21 protein-coding genes are annotated in these 21444 nt (G+C 65.8%); 6 read left to right on the top strand and 15 right to left on the bottom strand.

The genetic code is table 11. From position 1 onward, the window contains the following. Nucleotides 1–10 precede the first annotated feature (10 nt). The 6 genes from HG800_RS18300 to HG800_RS18275 all read right to left on the bottom strand — a co-directional run bounded on the left by HG800_RS18300 (nt 11) and on the right by HG800_RS18275 (nt 6315). Nucleotides 11–1357: a hypothetical protein gene (locus HG800_RS18300; RefSeq protein WP_169978094.1), complete on the bottom strand. Its 1347-nt coding sequence runs from the start codon at nt 1355–1357 to the stop codon at nt 11–13. 202 nt (nt 1358–1559) lie between these two features. Further along, entirely contained in the window at nt 1560–2522 is a 963-nt protein-coding gene (locus HG800_RS18295) for a DUF6065 family protein (RefSeq protein WP_169978092.1), read from the bottom strand. A gap of 104 nt (nt 2523–2626) precedes the next feature. Then, the gene (locus tag HG800_RS18290) at nt 2627–3100 is read right to left on the bottom strand and encodes a GNAT family N-acetyltransferase (RefSeq protein ID WP_169978090.1); all 474 of its coding nucleotides are present in this window, start codon (nt 3098–3100) and stop codon (nt 2627–2629) included. Between the two features lie 120 nt (nt 3101–3220). Then, complete coding sequence (gene rpsG, locus HG800_RS18285) at nt 3221–3694, bottom strand: 30S ribosomal protein S7 (protein WP_169978270.1); 474 nt, start codon at nt 3692–3694, stop codon at nt 3221–3223. Between the two features lie 262 nt (nt 3695–3956). Continuing rightward, nucleotides 3957–4358, bottom strand: coding sequence for a 30S ribosomal protein S12 (rpsL, locus tag HG800_RS18280; protein ID WP_169978088.1), 402 nt, complete (start codon nt 4356–4358; stop codon nt 3957–3959). A 274-nt stretch (nt 4359–4632) separates the two neighbouring features. Next, entirely contained in the window at nt 4633–6315 is a 1683-nt protein-coding gene (locus tag HG800_RS18275) for an alkaline phosphatase family protein (RefSeq protein ID WP_169978087.1), read from the bottom strand. A 732-nt stretch (nt 6316–7047) separates the two neighbouring features. Here HG800_RS18275 and HG800_RS18270 point away from each other — a divergent pair. Both HG800_RS18270 and HG800_RS18265 read left to right on the top strand, forming a co-directional pair. Continuing rightward, entirely contained in the window at nt 7048–8565 is a 1518-nt protein-coding gene (locus HG800_RS18270; RefSeq protein WP_169978086.1) for a hypothetical protein, read from the top strand. Between the two features lie 257 nt (nt 8566–8822). Next, on the top strand, nt 8823–9389 hold the full coding sequence (locus HG800_RS18265; protein ID WP_206352340.1) for a thioredoxin family protein: 567 nt from the start codon (nt 8823–8825) through the stop codon (nt 9387–9389). Nucleotides 9390–10163: 774 nt separating this feature from the next. Here the strand turns inward: HG800_RS18265 and HG800_RS18260 are convergent. Further along, the gene (locus HG800_RS18260) at nt 10164–10709 is read right to left on the bottom strand and encodes a J domain-containing protein (RefSeq protein ID WP_169978085.1); all 546 of its coding nucleotides are present in this window, start codon (nt 10707–10709) and stop codon (nt 10164–10166) included. Between the two features lie 523 nt (nt 10710–11232). Between HG800_RS18260 and HG800_RS18255 the strand changes: the two genes are divergently transcribed. The 4 genes from HG800_RS18255 (at nt 11233) to HG800_RS18240 (ending at nt 14069) form a co-directional block, all read left to right on the top strand. Further along, a complete protein-coding gene (locus HG800_RS18255) occupies nt 11233–11901 on the top strand; it encodes a proprotein convertase P-domain-containing protein (RefSeq protein WP_169978084.1) in 669 nt (222 codons plus the stop codon). A 292-nt stretch (nt 11902–12193) separates the two neighbouring features. After that, complete coding sequence (locus tag HG800_RS18250) at nt 12194–12463, top strand: type II toxin-antitoxin system ParD family antitoxin (protein ID WP_169978083.1); 270 nt, start codon at nt 12194–12196, stop codon at nt 12461–12463. Continuing rightward, a complete protein-coding gene (locus HG800_RS18245) occupies nt 12463–12762 on the top strand; it encodes a type II toxin-antitoxin system RelE/ParE family toxin (RefSeq protein ID WP_169978082.1) in 300 nt (99 codons plus the stop codon). The genes HG800_RS18250 and HG800_RS18245 overlap by 1 nt, the downstream gene beginning before the upstream one ends. Nucleotides 12763–12920: 158 nt before the next feature. Then, nucleotides 12921–14069, top strand: coding sequence for a prenyltransferase/squalene oxidase repeat-containing protein (locus tag HG800_RS18240; protein WP_206352339.1), 1149 nt, complete (start codon nt 12921–12923; stop codon nt 14067–14069). 134 nt (nt 14070–14203) lie between these two features. Here HG800_RS18240 and HG800_RS18235 read toward each other — a convergent pair whose 3' ends face one another. The 8 genes from HG800_RS18235 to rplQ form a co-directional block, all read right to left on the bottom strand. Next, the gene (locus HG800_RS18235) at nt 14204–15319 is read right to left on the bottom strand and encodes an HlyD family secretion protein (RefSeq protein ID WP_169978081.1); all 1116 of its coding nucleotides are present in this window, start codon (nt 15317–15319) and stop codon (nt 14204–14206) included. A gap of 74 nt (nt 15320–15393) precedes the next feature. After that, entirely contained in the window at nt 15394–16143 is a 750-nt protein-coding gene (locus HG800_RS18230; protein ID WP_169978080.1) for an ABC transporter ATP-binding protein, read from the bottom strand. A 74-nt stretch (nt 16144–16217) separates the two neighbouring features. Continuing rightward, nucleotides 16218–17357, bottom strand: a complete 1140-nt coding sequence (locus tag HG800_RS18225; protein ID WP_169978079.1) for an ABC transporter permease — start codon at nt 17355–17357, stop codon at nt 16218–16220. Nucleotides 17358–17404: 47 nt separating this feature from the next. After that, nucleotides 17405–17851, bottom strand: coding sequence for a MarR family winged helix-turn-helix transcriptional regulator (locus HG800_RS18220; protein WP_169978078.1), 447 nt, complete (start codon nt 17849–17851; stop codon nt 17405–17407). 247 nt (nt 17852–18098) lie between these two features. Further along, on the bottom strand, nt 18099–19034 hold the full coding sequence (locus tag HG800_RS18215) for a TPM domain-containing protein (protein ID WP_169978077.1): 936 nt from the start codon (nt 19032–19034) through the stop codon (nt 18099–18101). A 101-nt stretch (nt 19035–19135) separates the two neighbouring features. Further along, complete coding sequence (locus HG800_RS18210; protein WP_169978076.1) at nt 19136–20038, bottom strand: hypothetical protein; 903 nt, start codon at nt 20036–20038, stop codon at nt 19136–19138. A gap of 280 nt (nt 20039–20318) precedes the next feature. After that, nucleotides 20319–20762, bottom strand: a complete 444-nt coding sequence (locus HG800_RS18205; protein ID WP_169978075.1) for an HIT family protein — start codon at nt 20760–20762, stop codon at nt 20319–20321. A 173-nt stretch (nt 20763–20935) separates the two neighbouring features. Further along, nucleotides 20936–21391 carry a 50S ribosomal protein L17 gene (gene rplQ / locus HG800_RS18200; RefSeq protein WP_169978074.1) on the bottom strand — a complete coding sequence of 152 codons (456 nt, stop codon included), beginning with the start codon at nt 21389–21391 and terminating at the stop codon, nt 20936–20938. Nucleotides 21392–21444: the final 53 nt, after the last annotated feature.

Below are 21444 nucleotides of genomic sequence, written 5' to 3'. Positions count from 1 at the left end.
CCTCCCGCGATCAGAACGGCAATCCGATGCGGCGAAGCAACGCTCGAAGCTGGTAACTGGAGGTCTGGGCCTGGGTCAGCTGTGCGTCGAGCACCTTGATCTGTGCCTGGGCCGAGGTCAACTCCTCCCGAAGCGTGTTGCGAGCGTCGGTCAGATCGGCGACCTCGCTGCGGAGCGATTGCGATCGGCCTTGCTCGGCTTCGAGGGCCCGGGCCGCCTCGGCCAGATCGTGCTCGTGAGAGGCGGCAGCCTCCTCGGCGTCTCGCCGGGCTTGAGTCAGGGCCTTTTCCGTCGCCTCGCGATCGGCCGCCAGCGTGTCCCGATCTGATTGAAGCGCTTGCAGGCGGTCGGCCAGGGCATCACGATCGGATTGAAGCTGCTGAAGCTGCGCGGCCAGGGCCTTGCCGCGCTCGGTGGCCGAGGCTCCGGAGCGAAGGGCGTCATCCCGTTCGGTGGTCAGGCGATCGATCTGAGTCCTCGCCTGGACCTGAGCGTCGGCATGCTGACGCTCCAGGTTTCGCAGCGCAGACTCGGCCTGCGTGAGCTGATCACTCACGGTCTCCAGCTCGGCCCGCAGGGCATCGCGATCTCGGACGCCTTGCTCGACCTCGGTCCGGGAGGAGGAGAGTTGAGCCGTCAGCTCGGCCAGCCGACGATCGGCCTCGGTCCGAGTGGTCTCATGCTCGCCGGCCAGACGAACCCGATCGGCCTCGGCCTCGTTGCGAAGGGCCTCCAGGGCATCGGCGGCCTCGGCCGCTTCGGCCTGGAGACGATCGGTCCGATCGAGCAGGGCGTCGCGTTCGTTGCGTAGGGTGTCGCGCTCGGTGATCAGGGTGTTCCGAAGGCGATCGGCCTCCTGCTGTTGCGATTTCAGCTCGTTGGCGAGCCGAGTTCGATCGGCGTTCAGCTCGGCCAGGGTTAGTTCGTGCCGGGCGATCAGATCGTCCAGCATGGTCGTTGCCTCGGCCTTCACCGCATCGATCTTCGCCTGAAGAGCATCCCGGTCGGCCATCAGGGCGTCTCGCTCGGCGAGCAGAGCCTCCTGAGCCGGATCGGACGTGGGACCATCAACCGAGGCGGGCCGGTGGTCCGCCTCAGAAATCGCGTCGATCGAGGCGGCTTCGGACTGGTCCGTGGCAGGGGGATCCTCAACGAGCGTGAGGGGCGCATCACAGTACTTGCACTCTGCCCGTCGGCCGAGAAATTCGCGGGGGACGCGAAGGACCCGCGAACAGCCGGGACATGTCACGTGCACTTTGCTCGTCGTCGCCATTGGCTCTGGCCCCTCGGTCGGAATCGGGCCAGTCCCTGCCCCCAGCGTGATCAGCTCCCGATGACCGCGTGGTGCATCTCGCACTCGGGAACCGGCTCCGATCGTGCAAAACCGCCCGGTCTGTGAGTGCCGGACCGTCAACCCAACCGAAATCAAACCCCGAGGGGCGGATGCCCGCGCAGCGCGTCGGAGGACGCGCGATCGTTGTAGCCTAACCCGCTGGCTTGAGGCTGTCAAAACGCCAGCGAGCCCTGGTCCGAAACGAGCAAACGGCCGAGGCCCAGCCTCAACGCTCGGCCTGGGGATCCTCGGGCGAGTCGGTTGCGGTTGAGCAAGATCGAGGACCCACCGGAGGCACGGGCACCCGGACGAGGTGCCCATCGACATCCTGGGCCTTGCGGTACATCAGGTGATTTTGATGCCGCTGGCCTGATCTCCGCTGCCGCTCATCGCGCCAGGAGGCCATCTGGGACATCAATTCGGGCTCGACGCTCAGCGGTTCCTCGATCGCCCGCGCCTCGGCAAACGTTTGATGAGGCACGGGAAGGATCTGACCAATGGCCTCTCCCTTCGCAAACGTCACCTCCCCCGGTTCAACAAGCTTCCAGTTGAAGGTGAACGTGTAAGGGAGCCACCATGTTTCGATGATCCCCTCCAGAGGCACACAGTTCGCTTTCCAGAAGTTCGTCGGTCCCTTGGCCCAGAGGTCCCAGCCGGGAGGAGTCCGAAACATCCACGGAGGAGAAAACGTCACGATCCCCTGGCCGAACTGGCTCTTGATCGTCACCTGATAGACGGGGTCGAGTTCGACCACCAGGCCCGACAGCTCGGGAGACCCGTCCCAGACGATCCTCACATCCACGGGACAATGAATTTGCCATCCCCACTGATTGGCCACCACCAGTGGCAAACAGTGGTACGCATGCGGATGGCCATCCATCCACGAGCGTCGCGGAGGGGCCGGACACAGCTCCCATCCGGCCCCCCAACCGGCATCCGTGATTCGCAAGGCCCGAAGCTCGAACGGCGGCAAGCCCGCGATGGTGGGTGGGCTCGACGGTGGTGTCGACGCCGTCGAGGGTTCGGAATAACCGCGAGTGCGCGGAAAATCCACAATGACCGGTCCGACGTTCGACGCGTCAGCCGTGACAACAAACGGGGTGCCGAGGTCCGTGGCAGGTCGCGATCGGATCGGCCGATCGGGACCGTCGTCGGGAGCGTCGGCAGGGGGAATCAAGGGGGGTTTCATGGTACGCTTGAGCCTACCGCGTCCGATCGATTCTGGCCACGGAGAATTTTCCGAACCGAACCGATCGGCGGAACTGGCACCTCGAATTCGTCGGACTCAGCGAGTCATCCGTCGAGCGCCCGAGTCATCTTCACGTTGTGGAACTCGACCCCGCGCAGGGTAACGATCTGAGGCGATCGCGTTTCGAAGCCTCGCCGCTCGAAGAACGGGACGGCCGTCAGGCTCACGTCGGCATCGAGCTGGCGGAGGCCGATCCGCCTGGCCTCAACCTCAATCGCTTCGAGTAAGGCCCGACCGATGCCGAGCCCTTGATGGTCGGCCGAGACGAAGAAGCGGTCGATATGACCGTTCGGCTCCAGCTCGCCGAAGCCGGCGATCCGTCCATCGGCCTCGGCGACCGCCACGAACCGACCCTCAAACCGCGAGGCCCAGGCCGCCTCGTCGATCTCGTCCGAGGCCCACGCCGTGATCTGCTCAGGCGAGTAATCGCGACTGTTGACCCGGCGAATCGTGTCCCGGAACAAAGCCAGCAAGGCCGGGGCGTCGGCGATCCGGAACGGTCGAATCGAGAGGGACACGGCTCGAAGAGGCCTCAGGCACGGCCGTCGATCAGCCAAGAAAAAACGGACCAGGAGACTCCCTCGTCAAAACGAAGGAGTCCCGAAGCCCGAGATGCAACGATCAGGAAGCGCTTGAGATTACCAGGCGAAGTGGGCGAAGGCCTTGTTGGCGTCGGCCATGCGGTGGACGTTCTCGCGACGGCTCATGGCGGCGCCTTCGCGGTTGAAGGCGGCGATCAGCTCGTCGGCGAGCTTGACGTGGGTCGGTCGCCCTTTCTTTTCGCGGGCGGCCATCAGGATCCAGCGAATCGCCAGGGTCTGCTGGCGGTTCTTCTTGACCTGCATCGGCACCTGATAGGTGGCACCGCCAACGCGCTTCGAGCGGACCTCGATGACCGGCATCACGTTCTCGACCGCCCGGACGAAGACTTCCAGTGGGTCGATGTCCGGCAGGCGCTTCTGGATCAGGTCGGTGGCATCGTAGAAGACGCGCTGAGCGACGCTCTTCTTGCCGTCGTACATCAGGCAGTTGATGAATTTGCTGGCCAGCTTCGACCCAAACCTCGGGTCGGGGCGGAGCTGCGACTTGCTGGCGGTGAACTTGCGGGCCATGGTCGGATCGGTTCCGTGAATGCGAGGGGCCAGAGAAATCCGGTTGAAGTCGAGGCAGGCGACAGGAGCATCACCGGGCGAGGGCCAGGGGCGACATCGTAAGACCGAAGCTCGCCGGAAAGGCCGGAAGGCGATCGAGTCTTGAGCCAGGTCGGCCAGCCGGACCGCGAGGGACGTCGAGGAGCACCCGTCGGGCTTGGCCTGGCTGGGGCACTTTGGCCAGCGCCCCTTGGTCGGTCGGTCCATCGCCGAAGGCTGGCGATTACTTCTTGCGGGCGCCCTTGGCGGCCGGGGCGGCCTTGGCCTTGGCACCGTACTTCGAGCGGGCCTGCTTGCGGTCGGCCACGCCGAGCGAGTCGAGCACGCCGCGGACGATGTGGTACCGGACGCCCGGCAGGTCGCGGACCCGGCCCCCGCGGACGAGCACGATCGAGTGCTCCTGCAGGTTATGGCCTTCGCCGCCGATGTAGGCCGTGATTTCCTTGCCGTTGGACAGCCGCACGCGGGCGACCTTCCGCAGGGCCGAGTTCGGCTTCTTCGGCGTCATCGTCTTGACCTGCAGGCAAACCCCCCGCTTGAACGGGTTGGCCTCCAGCACCGGCGACTTGGTCTTTGTATACTGCTGCTTCCGCGGCTTGCGGACGAGCTGATTGATCGTGGGCATAGGTCTTCGGTCGTCCTGGCGATCCTCGGGCGTCCCCGACCCCTTCAAGGCCGACACGTCGGTCCTTCAAGGGTGCTCCTCGGGATGATCCATATCCACATCAGAACCCTGGGTTCACCTTTGCAGCGCGTCCCAGAGAGTCGATACGATGCGGCAAAACGTCCAGTTTACCCTGTTGTTCGCCGTTGTCAATTGGCTGGAACACCTGGTTACAAGGAATCTGCGGGGCGTCTGCCGCCCGATCAGCCGCCACGATCCGACCCAGATCCAGCGATCAGAGATACCCGAGGTCCGCCAAACGCTGCTTGACGGCCTCGTCGTCTTCCTCGTCGAGGCTGGCGGATGGGGAGCCGTCGCCGTTGGAGGAGGAGGGGGCGAGCTGGGTGGCGCGATCGGGCTGGAAGGACGGGTCGAGGACCTCGGTGAGGGGGCGACCGTCGAGGTCGTCGGGGCTTGGGACGCCGAGCAAGTGCAGGACGGTCGGGGCGATGTCGAGCAGGGTGGCGGAGTCGCTCAGCGAGGCGCCGGGCTGAATGCCGGGGCCATTGGCGACGAAGACTCCTTCCATCCGGTGGTCGCCGGTCGGGCCGAAGGCGGGGGAGATCACCTTGTGGGTCGTGAAGTCGTGCAGGCCGATCGTCCGGTAGCGCCAGTCAGCCAGGACGACGGTCAGGTCGGGGGCGAGGCGGCTCATCGGGCCGTTGTAGAGTTCGTCGGCCTCGTAGACGCGATCGACCAGCGGATCACCGGTTTCGGGATGGGTCAACTCGGCTAACTCGGCCTTCAGGTCGTCGAGGATCGGGCGGACGTCGGCCTCGGCCACGCACCCGCTCGGCTGGCGGCCGATCCGGTTGAGGAAAATCTGGCCGAAGTTCCCCTGAGCGTATGCCTTGGTTTTTGACCAGTCGATATGACGACGTGAAAGGAAGACCGACTCGGCCAGGCGGTCGAGCCCGTTGTCCTGGCTGCCGCCGAACCGGCTGACCCGGTGCTTCGCCTGGCCGAAGCGGGCCATGATGTTATAGATCCACTCCGGCGTCACCCCTCGCTTGTAGCACCAGTACTTCTGCATCACATAAGGGGTGTTGATCAGTTGAATGAACCCTTTCTCCAGGAGCCAGACGTTGAAATTGACGAAGTGCTCGACGGGGCCGAAGCCGTGGTCACTCATCAAGATCAACGTTGCATCGGCAGGCAAGGCGGCCTCGATCTCACCGATTCCGGCGTCGAGCTTCGACCAGAAGGCGATGAAGCCGTCGCGGACCTTCGCCAGGTCGCGCCGTCCTTTGGCCAGTCGGTGGGAGGGGTCCCAGGCGTGCCAGAGTTCGTGCTGGATGCGGTCGGTGGCCATCAGGTCGTAGACGAACAGGTCCCAAGGTCGGGCGTCCATCAGGAACCGAACAGCGCGGAGGTGGTGGTCGAGGAAGTCGGTTAAGGAGGCGAGCGCCTGGGCCTCATTGCCGCCGTCGTGGACGGAGGTGTCCCAGGGTCGGTACGCTTCGCCAAGGGCCGTTTCCAGCTCGGCAAAGAGAGCGGGGTCGGTCGAGAAGTCCCTGGCGTTCGGCGGGCTGAGGAAGTCGCCGAGGAAGAAGCCGTCAGGACTCGGGCGCGGGGGGTAGCTCATCGGCACGGCCCCGGCGATCGTCCGCTTGCCGAAACGGCCGGCGATCTCCCAGAGCAATTCCGACCGGATCGACCGCGACGTGTTCACCCGGCCGCCGAGCGGGTTGTGCTCGAATTCGAGGAACTCGAAGACGCCATGCTTGCCCGGGTTTTTCCCAGTCATCACCCCGGTCCAGGCGACCGGGCTCAGAGGGGGGAAGATCGACCGCAGGGTGCCCGAGGCCCCCTCTTGCCGCAACCTCGCCAGGTTCGGCAGCGCGCCGGCATCGGCCAGCGGCCCGAGAATGTCCCAGGTCGCCCCGTCGAGCCCGAGCACAAACACCTTGGTCGTCATCAGCCGTATCCACCCCAACGGGTTCGGTTGCATCAATGGTGCATTGGTGCGTCCCACCGCTTTGCGTTTTCGGTTCCCCATTCTAGCGGCCGCGGGCCAGGCAATCGACCCGGATCGGCGTCGGGCCCTCCGGCTTCTGCCGATCAGGCAAGCACGACCGCCGAAGAATCGGGCAGGGAGTCTAAGACATTGACCATACCCGAATTTTTTCCTGGAATCTTAACATTTGATTGCAGAAAAAGATCCGTCCACTTCACCTACCTCGAATCGCGTATTTCGGGCCGTCCTGGCATCTGGGGTGCTTCGGCACTGAATTGCTCGCCTCTGACCGCGTCCTTTCGGACACAAAGGGTCTCGGCCCTCTGTTCGATCCAGACCGACGAAGTCACGAGCAAGCGTCGTTCTCCCTGGCTATGCCCGGTCCCCTCGGGGGGGACCGGGTTTTTTTTTGCGCCTATCGGATTTGGACCAACGACCACACCGCACGTCTCGGGAAGCGCGGTTTCCCTGCTCATTAGTTGAGTTTGCTCGGAATACCCGGCCGCAAAATCGTCCCAGAATCCGCAAATCCTCCAAATTAATTTCTTGAACTGACGCGAATGATGGGCTAAACCGGAAAGGTGCAGCGATCGGGAGAAGACAACCGCCTGGGGGATCGGGAGCGATTGCGTCGCGACAGGTCGTCTTTGGGCGATGGGGCAAGTGATGAGCACCTTTGGGGAGCGCGAAGTCATGAGGCGGATGAAGCGGGGCGGTCTGCTGCTGGCGGCGACCGCGGCGATGGTTCTGGGGGGATCGGGCTCGGCGTCGGCCTGTTTCCGATGTGGGATCGGGAGCCCGAGCCTGTCGTGTCTGTCGGTCGAGCCGGTTGGGCTGCCGTGCGGTCCGACGATGGTTCCCCAGACCGTGACGACCATGAAGACGATCACCGAGACGGTTTATGACACCGTCCCGGAGACGATCATGCAGACGAGGTACCGGACCGAGTACAAGACCGAGCAGATCCCGGTCACGCGGTACGTGGCCGAGCAGGTGCCGGTGCAGACGACCCGGACCGAGTACCGGACCGAATACGTCACTCAACAGGTGCCCGTCCAGCGGTATGTCACCGAGCAGGTGCCGGTGCAGACGACCCAGACGAAGTACCGGACCGAGTACAAGACCGAGCAGATCCCGGTCACGCGGACCCTGTACGAGACGGTGACGGTGCCTCGGCAGTATGTGGTGAACATTCCCAGGTATGAGACGGTCCAGCAGCAGGTGACCCGGACCGTCTGCGAGCCGGTGACGACGACCCAGACGATCCAGCAGCGGCACACGGTGCTCGATCGAGTGGTCGAGACGGTCATGCAGTCGCAGCCGTACACGGTGATGGTCCCGCAGGTCCGGACGAGCTACGTCACGCAGACGGTCGCCGAGCAGGTGCCGGTGACCCGGACTCGGGAGGTCTGCGTCGACCAGGGGGGCTATCAGACGGTGACGGTCCCGGTCGGCGGGCATCATGGTCTGGGGCTCTCGTGCCTGGGCCTTGGGCATGGATCGGGCTGCGGCAGCTCGTGTGCCCCGAGCTACACGACGAAGACGGTTTACGTGCCCAATCCGGTCCGACATCAGATTCAGGAAACCTCTTTTGTGACCCGCCAGCGCTGCGAGACCGTCCCGGTGCAGACGACCGTGCAGGTGCCGGAGGTCCGCCACCAGCAGGTCCCCGTTCAGGTGACCCGGATGGTCCCCCGCGAGGAGGTCCGTGACGTTCAGGTGCCGGTGACCCAGATGGTCTCTCGGCAGATCACCGAGACCGTTCCGACGACCCGGGTCACCATGACCCAGGAGACCCGGACCGACCACGTTCCGACCGTCCGGGCCCGGCAGGTCACCGAGACGATGACCCGGCAGGTGCCGGTGACGATCCCGGAACAGGTGCCCGTGACCGTCATGACCACCCGGACGCGGGTTGTCACCGAGACGATCACCCGACAGGTCCCCGTGACCCGCGCTGTTCAGGTGCCGGTGACGACCTACACGACGAAGATGGTCCCCGTTCAGGAGACGATCACGCGACAGGTGCCGGTGACGATCCCGGAACAGGTGCCCGTGACCGTCACCCGGTGCGTCCCCCGCCAGGCGACCCGCCAAATCCCGGTGACGACGACCGTGATGGTGCCGGTTGAGACCGTCGCCCCGAGCTACCAGGGTGTCGCGCCGACGGGCCAAATGGCCTCGCCTCAGGCCGCCTCGCCGCAGTCGTGAGCCGGGGCAAGGGGGGCTGATTCCCTCCGTTCTCTGGGTTGAACCGAGACGCCTCTCCTGGCGGGAAATCTCCCCGCCGGGGGGCGTCTCGTTGCGTTTCCGGAACGTCGAAGGGGCTGGGCAGCGGGGGGCTGAAGGGCTACCATCGCTCCGTTCCTGAAGCGGTGAGAAGCACCTGGCTGTTGGACGTTTCATGAAGGGCTTCTCAAACGCATCAAGCCATCACATAAACGACTGACGAAAGGACAGCGAGGCTGATGATCGACTGGGGCAAGGTGTTCGGCGAGGCGCTGGGATATCAAGACTTCCTGGCGAAGTACGGGTCGGAGGCGGAACGGGGCAAATGGGCGGCGATTCATGATCGGGTGCGGTTGACCGAGGCCCAGAAGGGGGTGATCGGCGGGTTCGTTCGGAGGATGCCGGTGCTTTGCCTGGCGGGGACCTGGTGCGGCGACTGCGTGTATCAGTGCCCGATCCTCGACCACATCGCGGCGGCCAATCCCTCGGCGATCGAGATCCGCTACCTCGACCGCGACGCGCTGCCCGAGGTCTCGGACCTGCTTCGGATCAACGACGGCCGACGGGTGCCCACCGTCGTCTTCCTGAGCGAGGACTTCTTTGAGGTCTCCCGGTTCGGCGACCGGACCCTCTCGCGCTACCGCAAGCTCGCCACCGACCAGCTCGGCCCGAGCTGCCCGACCGGCCTCGTCCCCCCTCCCGACGACGAGCTGGCCTCGGTCACGGCCGAATGGGTCGACCAGTTCGAGCGCGCCCATCTGATCCTCCGCCTCTCCGGCCGCCTCCGCGAGAAGCACGGCGACTGATCCCCGGCCCGACTCTCCTCGGTGCGCCCGGTGCGCCCCCGTTGGTGCGCCTCCGGTGCGCCGGGGAGAAGGGGCCGTTGAGGATTTGCTGGCAAGGGCTTACGTCGATTCGACCCGGTTCGTTTCGGGAATCGGCTCGGCCAGGGATTGGCTTTGTTTGGTGAAGGGAGTTTTGGCCACGGATGGAACACGGATGGAACACGGATGGAACACGGATGGGGGGAAGGGAGTTGGGGGGGGGAGGGAATTGGGTCGCTCGGTGCGCGGCTCGGTGCGCCCGGAAATGCGGCCCTGGTGCGCCTCGGTGCGCCTGGGGCGATTGAACGAACACTTTTGAAGTGAGCGACTTGCGCGGATTAGCTCCGGTTCGTTTCGGGAATCGTGCGCCGGTGCGACGGCTTCGTTTCGCGCGGGCGGCTCCGGTCGAAGTGGGTTTGTTTCGCGCGTTGGGATGTGAGCGGACCGCGTTGGCGTCGTGCTCGCGGATCGATCCTGCGGGGTCGAGACACCCAGAGGCACCCCAATGCTCAAATGAGTGTCTGTTTGGAACCTGCTCGGGTTGTCAAAGAGCGGGGAAGCCCATCGCGCCGGGCAAAGGGCCAGGGCGATCGTTCGGGAACGGTCGAAGCGACATTCCCCACGCCAATAAGATCGGGAATATCGGCAGGGGCAGTCACCTGAATCGGGTGAGCACGGGGAGAAGTCGCTCGAAAGGCGAACGGGACGAGCGTGCACGTTCCTGCGTGCAGCACAGAGATGGCGCCCGCGATCAGCTCAGCCCCTCCACTCGGCGTACCAGGCCGCATCTTCGTAGGCGGCGTTCAGCGCGACCATCGCCGCGTGGTCGCCGCCGCGGTCCGGGTGGAGGAGGAAGGCTCGCCGGCGGTAGGCGGCCTTGATCTCGGCCAGCGACGCGGCGGTCGGCAGGCCGAGCGTCGCGAAGGCGACGGAGGGGATCCCGGCGGGCCAGGAGGCGGCGCGGGCACGCTCCCTCGCCTGCCGTTCCTGCTGCTCACGCTTGAGCAGGAAGTCGTCGGCGTACTCGGCGATCCCACCGGTGCTGACGCCGTGCAAGAGGAAGCGGGCCCGCGCCTTGCGGTCGGTGAGGACGTCTTCGGCGTTCGCCGCCCAGCGCTCGGCGACGGCGTGGAGCATGGGGCTGGTTTGCAACCGATCGAGGAAGGCGGCCTCGGCCTCGTCACGATCCCGATACTGGCCGAGGTGGAGCACGATCCGGCTGCGGATGCGGCCCTTCGGCCGGTGCTGCTCGACGACGACCCAGATGATCCGGTCGTCCTGCTCGATGGCCATCAGCAGCATGAGCGGTCGCCCCCCCGGCGATGTCGTCCCGCGGTCGAATGAGCCGATCAGGGCGGCCTGGCCCCCGGCTTCCTGGAGTATCTCTGGAGTTTACAAGGTGGATCGGTGCGTCTTCGAGGACTCGACACACCCTACGGGACTTCCCTTCTCCCTGAGATCGGGACGCGAGGCCGCGAGAGGCGTCGAAGTGCGCTGTCGGCCTTGAGCGTCGCGCAAAAGGCGTTTCCCGACGCCTTGGGTGCCTCAGGCATCGGAAAACCGCGGTCGGTGTCAGGGGACCTACGGTTCGGGGTCGGTGATATTGAATTATAACGTCATGGGAAAAATGTGTTGCGATGAGGTCCGGGAACGGCTCAAATCGCTCATGCACCGCAGGGAGCCGCCGGCGATCGACGGCACGTTCGCTCCGAATCGCTCGGGCCACTGAGGTGCCCGCGCACCAACCGACGCCGGCCGGGGTTGTTTTTCATGGATGGATGCCGTTCGTTCACACCTTTATCTCGCACCTTTTGAGGAATCACTTATGAAATTGCTTTGCCGCATGACGGCCTGCGTAGCCCTGCTGCTGGCCGGCGCCGGTTTCGCCCGGGCGGAGACCCTGACCTTCACGGGGGCTGGTGGGGACATCCCCCAGTCCTCCGGGGGCACCCCGGGCGTTCTCACCTCGGACATCGTCGTCTCCGAGTCCCTGGCCATCACCGACGTGACGGTCACCCTGCTCGGCCTGACCCACACCTGGGTCGGCGACCTGATTGCCTCCTTGACGCACGTCGATTCGGGCACGACAGTCGACCTGTTCAACCGGATCGACCGCACGGGGAATTCGGGCGTTGGCGACGCCTCCGATTTCAACGGAGACTACGCCTTCAACGACGCCTTCACGGGCGACCTCTGGGCCGCCGCCAAGGGGGGTGGCAATAATTTCGACATCCCTGGTGGGGACTATTTCGCCACGACGGTCGAAGGCTCCGTCTCGCTGCTCTCGGCCTTCAATGGCGTCCTCGCCGCGGGGACCTGGCGGCTGTCGATCAGCGACAACGCCGACGGCGATTCGGGTTCGCTCGGCTCCTGGCAGCTCCGACTGACGGCCATCCCCGAGCCGTCGTCGATCGTGCTGGTCGGCCTCGCCTCGGTCGTCGGCGTCGGTGTCGGCCTGCATCGCCGTCGTCGGCCGCATGCGCCGGCCCGCTGAGCCAGGGCCCTTGCCGGACTCCCTCATGGAGGAGGGGAGGGCGGCCCCTCTCGCCTCCCCCCTCCCCCTTCCGCCGATCGCTCCCGACCCCTGGCCCCGTCGGAGAAGCTGAGATCGGCATCGTTCCCGCTCCCCTGCACGAGGCGAGCGGGGCACACAGACGCTGGATTCGGGCGCGGGGCGGCGCTCGGCGCCTCGGGTGCCTGAGGGGGATCGCAGTCTTTTGACAGGCTGCGCGATCGGGACGTATTCTGACGGGGGAGGCCGACGCGATCGAAAAGGAGCCGGTTCGATGGACGTTTCCCTGACGCCGGAGCTGGAGAAGATCATCCGAAGCAAGGTGGAGAGCGGGAGGTATCTGTCGGCGAGCGAGGTGGTGGGCGAGGCCCTTCGATTGCTGGAGGAGCGGGACCGCATCCGGGAGATGAGGCTCGAAGAACTGCGGAAGGAGATCCAGATCGGCATCGACCAGGCCGACCGGGGCGAGGTGGCGCCGCTGGATGTTCAAGGCTCGCTCGCGACGGTTCGCCGCCGTCGGCGGGACGGCAAGGATGTGGGCTGATGCCCCGGGTCATCCGCTCTCGACAGGCTCAGGAAGACCTGGAGGGGATCTTCGACGACCTGGACACGCAAGGTTCGCAGCTCGCGGATCGCTTCGCCGAGATGCTTGACGAAGGATGCGAGCGATACGCGAACCATCCCTTGATGGGGGCTTCCGCCGAAGAGTTCGCGCAGAATCTCCGTCACTTCACCGTCTGGAAGTACGTCGTCTTCTACCGTCCAACCGCAGATGGCGATGGCATCGAAATCATCCGTATCCTTCACGGGGCGCGCGATCTCCCACCGCTCTTCGAGGCATGATGGAGGAAACCGAGGGACGAATCAGGGCGAAATCGCGTGGACCGTGGCTATAATGAAAACGCGTTTTGACGAGCGCCTGAGGCGGTCCCGCTCGGCTCGTGGATGAGGAACGCGGAACCGGAATCGGAACGGTCAAACGGAAACGGAGGCAGACAGACGTGTTGCACCAGAGACAAGACCGTCGGCGATTTCTTCAAGGGGCGGGAGCGGGGGTGCTCGGGTTCTGGGCGATCGGGGGCCGATCGGGGGCGATCGGGCAGGAGCAGGGAAGCCCGAGCAGTGAGACGCTGACGGCCAGGGGCGTGGCGTTTCTCAAGAGCAGGCAGGAAGAAGGAGGCGGGTGGTCGACGAACATCAGCCCGGGGATTACGGGCCTGGTGGTGACGAGCCTCTTGCGGTCGGGGGTCACACCGTTCGATCCGGTGGTGGAAAAAGGGCTGGCGCTGATCGAGCAGACGATCGGCCCGGACGGGAGGCAGGCCGAGGGGCCGCATGCGAATTATTTGATGGCCATCGGGATCATGGCGTTTCATGAGGCCAAGGCCAAAGGGGTCGGAGACCGTTACGACGCGGCGATTGCAGGGGGGCAGTCATCGTTGATCGGCCTGCAGTGGGACGAAACCGAGGGGAAGACCCCGGCCGACCCGTTCTACGGTGGGGCCGGATACGGCGGCAAAAGCCGGCCGGACATGTCGAACACGTCGTTCATGATCGAGGCGCTTCGGGAAACGGGTCTGCCCGAGGACGACCCGGCCTTGCAGAAGGCGTTGCTGTTCGTCTCAAGGTCGCAGAACCTCGACAGCGAGTTCAACGATCAGCCGTTCGCCAAGAAGGTCAACGACGGCGGGTTCATCTACACCCCGGCCAACGGTGGCGAGAGCCAGGCCGGCGACGCCCCCGGCGGCGGCCTGCGGTCGTATGCGAGCATGACCTATGCGGGGCTCAAAAGCATGGTGTATGCCGGTTTGTCGATGGATGACCCTCGGGTGAAGGCAGCCTATGAGTTCATCCGGCAGAACTACGCGCTCGACGAGAATCCGGGGCTGGGCCAGCAAGGTCTGTTCTACTACTACCAGACCTTCGCCAAGGCCCTGGCGGCGCTCGGCGATCCGGCCCTGGTGGATGCCGAAGGGGTCTCGCACGACTGGCGGGCCGACCTGGTCGCGGCGCTGGCCGAGCGTCAGGGGGAGCTCGGCGAGTGGGTCAACCCGGCTGATCGCTGGATGGAAGGGGACCCGAACCTTGTGACCGCCTATGCCCTGCTGGCGCTGGCCTCGGCGAGGTCGATGGGCGGCCCGAAGACGTAAGCAATCGCTCATCAACACGGCAAGCCTTGCCTTCCCCCTGCTTCCCCCGTGCGATCGGGGGAGAGGGAGGGGGAAGGCAGGGCGAGCCGAACGAGCGATCGAAAGAACGGCGAGCCTCGGCCGGGACGCGGTGATTACTCCGATTCCCGGCGAGGATCGTCAGATGCGAGGGTTGGCGAAGGGCGGGTGTCGATGAAGACGTCCATCTGCTGACCGACAAAGAGGGGAGTCGAATGGGGGTCTTCAACCTCGAAGAGGACCTCAAGGACTCGGGTATCGACACGTTCTCCACCCAAGCCGGTGAGCGAACGTTTGGGAAGGACCAGGGGCTCGACCCGGACGAACCGGAGCGGCCGGGGATTTTGGCCGTCGCCCCGGGTGAAGGCTCGGGCGGGAGCGCCGGGGCGGAGCCGAGGGATCTCTTCCTCGTCGACCTCGGCACGGACGAAGACGGCCGAGAGATCGCCGAGGACCACGAGCGGGGCGTCGGGGAGGGCCGCGACCTGTTCTCCGGGGCGAACCGAGACGCGAAGGACCGTGCCGTTGATGGGGGCTCGAACGGTGGCGCGGTCGATCTCGACCTCGAGCCGGGCGACCTCGGCGGCGGCCTGGGCCTGCTCGGCCTCCAGGACCGAGAGATCGGCTTCCCAGGCACCGGCGATGAGCAAGGCGTGCTCGCCTCGGACGCGGTCAAGCTCGGCGCAGGCGATGCGGTATTCCAGCTCGCGTTCGACGAGCCGTTCGGTCGAGACGGCATCGCGGCCGACGAGCCTCCGGGCGCGTTCGAGCTTATCAAGGGCCAGCGCAACGCGGCCCTCAGCCGTCTCGATCTGGGCGAGGCTCGGGGGGATCTCCTCGGGCCGGGGGCTGATCCGGAGTCGATCGAGCCGGGCTGCGGCGGCGTCGAGCCGAGCCTGGGCCGCGGCGCGCTCGGCCCTCAGATGACGGTCATCGACCCGGAATAAAGGGTCGCCGGCGGCGACCGTCGCGCCGACGCGGTCGCCGGAGACGAAGACCTCCAGCACGACCCCGGACAGGGCCGATCCCACGGCGATGTTCTCGGATCGGGCCTCGACCAGGCCGGCCACCGCGATCGCCTCGTCGTAGGGGGAGGTCGACGGCGAGGCCGGGGGCTCGGACGCGCCGGGCGATTGCGATTCCCGGTGGACATGATACGCCCCCAGCGTGCCCATCGTCAGCGCGAGGGCCGGGATCGCCAGGCGGCCCATCAAGCTTGAAATCAGGTTCATCAGGCTCTCCGAGGTCGGGACGACGGCTCGATCGTCGGGCCGTCTTGAAGGATCACAAGTTCATGTCATTGAATTCACGATCGAACCGAGACCGAGTCGATCATGCCGTCGACCATGGCGATGGTGCGGTCTCCGAGGTCGAGGACGCGGGAGTCGTGGGTGACGACGATGACCGCGCGGTCGGGGCGGACAGAGACGGAGCGAATCAGTTCCATGACGGTCCGGCCGGAGGAGGCGTCGAGGGCGGCGGTCGGTTCGTCGCAGACGAGCAGGCGAGGCTCGCTGACCAGGGCTCGAGCGATCGCCACCCGCTGCTGCTGGCCGCCGGAGAGCTGCGACGGCGGGGCGTCGGCCCGGTGAGCCAGGCCGACGGCGTCGAGCATCGCCCGGCCTCGGGCGACCGCCTCGGCCCAGGGGACCCCGGCAATGACCAGGGGGACGGCCGCGTTCTCGGCGGCCGAGAGGGCAGGGAGAAGGTTGTATTGCTGGAAGACGAAGCCGATGTGCGCCGCCCGGAAGTCGACCAGCTCGTTTCCCGAAAGCGTACCGAGGTCGCGGCCGAGAACCTGAACCGAGCCGGAGGTCGGGTTGAGCAGACCGGCGATGATCGAGATCAAGGTCGTCTTGCCGCAACCGGAGGGGCCGACCAAGAGGGTCAGCTCGCCGGGCGGGACGTCGAGGTCGATCCCCCGAAGGACGGTCGATCGCGCCTCTCCTGTACCGAACTCCTTCGATAAGCCTCGGCAGCGGACCGCCGGAGGGAGGGGACGAGCCTCATCGATCGGAGAACGTTCGGCACGGGGATGCTCGACGAGCAGGGTCATGAAAAGAGACTCCGTCGGGCCTGAGTTTCGAAAAACGTTGTGATTCACTTGTCTGAATGAGCGATGCAGATCACTCAGCCTCGGAAGACCACGGCGGGTTCGAGAGCGAGCACCTTCCGGGCGCTGATGAAGCTCGTGAGCAGGATGATGACGAAAACGGCCAGGCCGGTGCCCAGGAAGGCGACTGGGGTCATCGCAAGGCCGGCCAGGTGGGTGACCTGGCCAGTGGTGATGAAGAAGATCGCGGTCATCCCCACCCCCAGGCCGTAGCCGAGACCACCGACGACCGTCGCCTGTAGGAGGATCATCCGAAGGATCCGGCCGTTCCGGACGCCCATCGCCTTCAGCGCGCCGAACTGGCGAAGGTTCTCGATCGTGAACAGGTAGAGGGTCTGGCCGGTGACCGCGGCGCCGACGAGGAAGCCCAGCGCGATCGTCACGCCGAAATTGACCGGGATGCCGGTCGAGGAGAGGAAGTATCGGATCGTCTTCCAGAAGAACGCGGAGCGGGTCAGGGCCAGGCGGCCGGTCTGCTCGGTGATGCGCTCGGCGACGAGGCGGGGGTCCTCGCCCGGCCGAGGGGAGGCCAGGACGTAGGTCATGGCGTTGCGTTCGGGAGGGGCGAATCGCAGGGCGTTGCTGTATCGGGTGTACACCTGAGGAACCGAAAAGAACGGTGATCCGACCGAGCAGACGCCAACCAGGACGGCCCGCCGGTCGTTGATCTGGAAGGTGCGGCCAAGGCGGTAGGGTTCCTTGCCCCACATCCACTCGTAGCCGGCGGTGTCGAGGATGACGGCGTCGGGCCTTCTGAGGTCGTCGAGCCGGCCGGCGATCAGGTGCGACGGTGCGCCGACGAGCGAGGCGTCGTCGAGCCCGGTGAGCATCAGGTTGCGGACCTCGCCGTCTTCGAGCCGAGCCCGAGCCGCCCCCTTGTACAGGGGGACCGCCCAGGAGACCCCCGGCACGCCTCGAACGCGCATCAGGTCGGAGTCGGGCATGGGCGGAGCCTCGTCGACAAAGCGGACGCGCTCATCCATCACCCAGATGTCCGCGTCTCGAACGTCGAGAATCGCGTTGCCGGTGCGGGAGACGATCCCCATGAAGATCGAAACCTGCTGGCTCATCAGGTGGGTGGCAAAGGTGACGCCGAAGATCAGGCCGAGGTACTTGCCACGGTCCCCCATCAGCATCCGCAGCGCGATCCGATTCATCGAAGCGTCCTTTTGTTGTAGATACAACTTTCAGGATACGGGAAAACCTAGCATTTGGGGGGAAACTCGGGTGCGGCGTCGTGCAGGGAGCGGACGCCCTCGGGGCCGAGCAGCCGGGCGGCCTCGGCCTGAGCGGCTTCCCAGGCGGGAAGACAGGCGGCGAGGATACCTCGGCCGGCCTCGGTCAGGAGGAGGACCTGGCCTCGGCCTTTCGGGGCTGGTTCGGTGACGACCCAGCCGCTGGCCTTCAGGCGGTCGACGTCTCGGCTGACGGTGGACTTGTCCATCCGCAAGAGCGTCGCGAGGTCGCCGGGGCGGATCGGCTCGGTGCCGGCAATGGCCGTGAGCAGGCTGAACTGCGCAATCCGGACGCCGATCGGCCGCAAGGCGTCGTCGTAGATCCCACCGACGACGCGGTTGAGCAACCGCATCCGAATCGCCAGGCATTGCCTGCCCAATCGCCAGGCGGTCGCTCGAGACTCCTCGGGGGTCATGGCATTCTCCTTCGCAAGATGTATATACAACCAAGATCGGACGATCAAGAGGCATGGGGAAAGAAATTTTCCGGGGGAGGTCGGAAACGCGTTCCGCGGTTGAGATTGAGGAGGAGCGAGGACCGGGGCCATCCGGAGGTGGAGATGCCGGGCGGGACGGCTTTGGATCTGCCGGGCCAGCACGACGGCGGGGGAGGGTCGATGGTCGGCCCTCCCTCGTCAGGAAGCAGGCGATCGGCCCGCGTGCTCACCAGCCACCGCTGGCGCCGCCGCCCCCGGAGGAGCCACCGCTGAAGCCGCCACCGCTGAAGCTGCCGCCCCCTCCACCGCCACTGCCACCGCGGTAGTGACCGCCGCCTCGCCAGGAGGAGTCGCCACTGCTGGGGGCGTGTCGGATGGCGAGGATCACAATCGCCGCGATGAGCACGAGCCAGCTGAAGAAGGCCGCCGCGATGAGGCCAAGCCCACCGAAGATCAGCCACTTCCGAGTGTTTTCCGGGAATCCGAGTTGGGGAGCGACGATTCCGAGCGCGAGGACGAGGGTTCCCAGGCCAAGCAAGCCTCCGATCAGCATCAGCGGAAGTCCATTGGTCTGCGAGAGGTGGCGGAACTCTCCGCCGATGCGTTGGCCGAGCCGCGGCTTCGGCGGAGATCCGTTGGGACCGATCGCGGCCATTTCGGAGAGGGAAGCGACTGCGGAGACAATGCCGGCTCTGTAGTCTCCTTGCTTGAAGCGGGGGATCATTTCGGTGTCCATCACGCGCTGGGAGAAGTCGTCCCAGCGGCGGCCCCAGTCGGCCCCCAGCTCGATCCGGGCCCTGCGGTCGCCAAGGCTGACGAGCACGAGGATGCCCGTGTTGGCCCCTCCGCCGGGACGGTTGAGCGTGCCGATCTGCCAGGCGTCGAACCACTCGCGAGCGAGCGGATCGATCGGCCCCTGGTGGTTGTAGGCGGCCATCGCGGTGATGGTGACGACGATGATGGGGGTGTCGTGCTGCTCGAAGGCGGCGCGCTGGGCCTCGGCGATGCGGGCCCGGGCCTGCTCGTCGAGCACGTTGGCGTAATCATGCGTGAACTGTCCGACCCCGTTCTCGGCCGGCACGGGGGGAATGTCGGCGGCGGTCGCCGGGGCGATCAGGAGGGCGGCGAGCACGAGAGCGGCAGAGCCAAATCGGTCGAGCATGGGGACCTCCGATCTCGGGGTGCGGAGTCATCAGGCCCCGCCCCTTGGGTCGAGGGGCGGGGCCTGACGCGAGGGTTGTATCGAACGCCGCGACCGCGGGTTCAGGCCGTCTCGACGGACTTCCCGAGGAAAAGGTCGCGATAGACGAGGGCGATCGCGACGTAATAGATCGGCGCCGTGAACAGCAGCCCGATGCCCAGGAGGATCGCCCCCAGGCTCGCCACGATCGCCGCGAGGGCGTTAAAGGCGATCGCCGAGAGGGTCTGACCGCGAAGGGCCACCCAGCTCTTGCGGATCGCGGCGAGCGCGTTCTGCCGGCCGTCGACGACCAGCGGGATCGCCAGCATCAAGCGGCTAGTGATGAGGGCAAAGGCGATCATTCCGAAGACCAAAGCTCCCAGAAGGGCGAGCGGGGCATCGCGGGGCGGGAGCAGGGCAACGGCGATCCAGAAGGGCAGGACCACCACGCTGACCGCGATCACCGTGAGGATCTCGATCAAGAGCACGACAAGGAAGACCTGACCGAAGACGTCGATTGCCCCGAACAGGTCACCGACCGCGATCGGTTTGCCGCGGACCTGCTTGCAGGCAGTGCGGAACAGGCCGCCGAGGGGAAAGGCGATAACCGCCGTAGTGGACAGGAAGGTGCCAGCCTGGATCAGCAGGTCGGCCGCGTTGAAGGAAGCCGCCGAGGCATCCACTGCGCCGGCGGGAATTCCGATCGCCCCCGAGAGGCCCCCCAGTCCGAAGGCCAGGATCAGATTGGCGACGGCTCCCAGAACGACCAGGACCAGGAGGATCAGAATCCAGGTTCCTTGCTGTCGCGAGGCCAGCCTGGACGCGCCGCTCAGGTGGTCGAAGCGGATGGGTACGTTCCTCGGCTCACCGACGGCAAGGTCAGTGGGTGGGGTCGAGGACGTCGGGGTTGCAACTGGGGCGGCATAGGGGTTCGCTTGCGTTGCGTCAGAGCCTCTGGCTTGCCGTGGTTTTTTGGTCTTCGCCATACGAGTTCTCCCTCTGGGTCTTGGGGATTCGTGGCGCGCAGGCCTCTGCGACGTCGAGGGCCTGTGGAAGGCTCTCGATCGCATCCACAGAAGAAAAGACCCAAACATCGCGATGGCTTACAGGGGGACGAGCATGACCGTGGTGCAACGCGGCGATCAGAGTCGATCCGGATCAATCGGAACGAGGGGAAATCGCGCGGCGATCACGATTCAAGGCCATCGGCGGAGGGCCGTCGGATCGGGATCGAACGGCCCGGGAAACGAGGCGCGAGGATGACGATCAGGAGTCGGTGGCGTTCGCGTTGTCGAGAGACTGGGCGATGCGGGAGCGCATCTGCTCCATCTCGTCGTGGGCGTAGGATTGGTGCGGCCAGGGCCAGTGGACGGCGTCGCCGGAGAAGCGGGGGATGATGTGCCAGTGGACGTGATGGACGGTCTGGCCAGCGGCCTCGCCGTGGTTGACGACGATGTTCAGGGCGTCGGCCCCGGTGGCGGTCTTGACGGCGCGGCAGAGGCGGGGAAGGAGCGAACCGATGTGGGCGGCAAGGTCGTCGGGGAGGTCGGAGAGGGTGGCGGCTTCGGCCTTGGGGATGACGAGGACGTGCCCCTTGTTGACGGGACCAATGTCGAGGAAGGCCAGGGCGTGATTGGTTTCGAGGACTTTCGCGGCCGGGATCTCGCCGCGGAGGATCTTGGCGAAGATGTTCTGAGGGTCGTAGGTCATTGGTGCGAGACTCCTCGAACGGCCGGCTTGTGCAGAGGCAGGAGCGGAGTGAACGGTCAGATGGGGCCGCGTGAAAACGCAAAGAGAGAGAGTCGAAGGCAGAACGCGGGGGTCTGCTCTCGACTCTCTCCCATGAGGTGCGGTCGATCTTCGGCCAGACGGGCCAGAAGCGATCAGGCGGAGCCGACGACCTCGGGCTGGACGCTCTTGGATCGGACCGGCTCATCAGCGGGGATCAGCTCGATGAGGGCCATCGGCGAGCAATCGCCCTGGCGACGGTGCGCGAGCTTGTAGATGCGGGAGTAACCGCCAGGGCGTTCCAGGTAGCGCGGGGCGATCTCCTGGAAGAGCTTGTAGGCAATGTCCTTGCGGGTCAGGACGGTAAGACTGCGGCGGAACTCGGCGAGGGGCATCTTGTCGGCATGCTCGCCGCCGAGGGCCTTCTGGCGTCGCAGTCCGCGAACAGCCAGGGTGATGAGCTTCTCGGCGTAGGGCTGAAGATCCTTGGCCTTGGCCTGCGTCGTCTCGATCCGCTCGTGCTCGAACAGCGAGGTGGCCAGGTTGCGCAGGAGCATCCGACGATGCTCGGGGGTTCGCTTGAACTTTCGTCCGGCTTTGCGGTGACGCATGGCTTGGGTTCCAGAAGGCAGTAGGCAGAAGGCAGTAGGCAGAAAGGGACACC

It is taken from the genome of Tautonia rosea, from assembly GCF_012958305.1.
Lineage (GTDB): Bacteria > Planctomycetota > Planctomycetia > Isosphaerales > Isosphaeraceae > Tautonia > Tautonia rosea.
This window is presented reverse-complemented; position numbering and strand designations above follow the sequence as displayed.

Excerpts from the sequence above, each read along its gene's own strand:
- HG800_RS18295 (WP_169978092.1), bottom strand. The coding sequence starts at position 2,522 with ATGAAACCCCCCTTGATTCCCCCTGCCGACGCTCCCGACGACGGTCCC.
- rpsG (WP_169978270.1), bottom strand. The coding sequence starts at position 3,694 with ATGGCCCGCAAGTTCACCGCCAGCAAGTCGCAGCTCCGCCCCGACCCG.
- rpsL (WP_169978088.1), bottom strand. The coding sequence starts at position 4,358 with ATGCCCACGATCAATCAGCTCGTCCGCAAGCCGCGGAAGCAGCAGTAT.
- HG800_RS18275 (WP_169978087.1), bottom strand. The coding sequence starts at position 6,315 with ATGACGACCAAGGTGTTTGTGCTCGGGCTCGACGGGGCGACCTGGGAC.
- HG800_RS18270 (WP_169978086.1), top strand. The coding sequence starts at position 7,048 with ATGAGGCGGATGAAGCGGGGCGGTCTGCTGCTGGCGGCGACCGCGGCG.
- HG800_RS18265 (WP_206352340.1), top strand. The coding sequence starts at position 8,823 with ATGATCGACTGGGGCAAGGTGTTCGGCGAGGCGCTGGGATATCAAGAC.
- HG800_RS18260 (WP_169978085.1), bottom strand. The coding sequence starts at position 10,709 with ATGCTGCTGATGGCCATCGAGCAGGACGACCGGATCATCTGGGTCGTC.
- HG800_RS18255 (WP_169978084.1), top strand. The coding sequence starts at position 11,233 with ATGAAATTGCTTTGCCGCATGACGGCCTGCGTAGCCCTGCTGCTGGCC.
- HG800_RS18250 (WP_169978083.1), top strand. The coding sequence starts at position 12,194 with ATGGACGTTTCCCTGACGCCGGAGCTGGAGAAGATCATCCGAAGCAAG.
- HG800_RS18245 (WP_169978082.1), top strand. The coding sequence starts at position 12,463 with ATGCCCCGGGTCATCCGCTCTCGACAGGCTCAGGAAGACCTGGAGGGG.
- HG800_RS18235 (WP_169978081.1), bottom strand. The coding sequence starts at position 15,319 with ATGAACCTGATTTCAAGCTTGATGGGCCGCCTGGCGATCCCGGCCCTC.
- HG800_RS18230 (WP_169978080.1), bottom strand. The coding sequence starts at position 16,143 with ATGACCCTGCTCGTCGAGCATCCCCGTGCCGAACGTTCTCCGATCGAT.
- HG800_RS18225 (WP_169978079.1), bottom strand. The coding sequence starts at position 17,357 with ATGAATCGGATCGCGCTGCGGATGCTGATGGGGGACCGTGGCAAGTAC.
- HG800_RS18220 (WP_169978078.1), bottom strand. The coding sequence starts at position 17,851 with ATGACCCCCGAGGAGTCTCGAGCGACCGCCTGGCGATTGGGCAGGCAA.
- HG800_RS18215 (WP_169978077.1), bottom strand. The coding sequence starts at position 19,034 with ATGCTCGACCGATTTGGCTCTGCCGCTCTCGTGCTCGCCGCCCTCCTG.
- HG800_RS18210 (WP_169978076.1), bottom strand. The coding sequence starts at position 20,038 with ATGGCGAAGACCAAAAAACCACGGCAAGCCAGAGGCTCTGACGCAACG.
- HG800_RS18205 (WP_169978075.1), bottom strand. The coding sequence starts at position 20,762 with ATGACCTACGACCCTCAGAACATCTTCGCCAAGATCCTCCGCGGCGAG.
- rplQ (WP_169978074.1), bottom strand. The coding sequence starts at position 21,391 with ATGCGTCACCGCAAAGCCGGACGAAAGTTCAAGCGAACCCCCGAGCAT.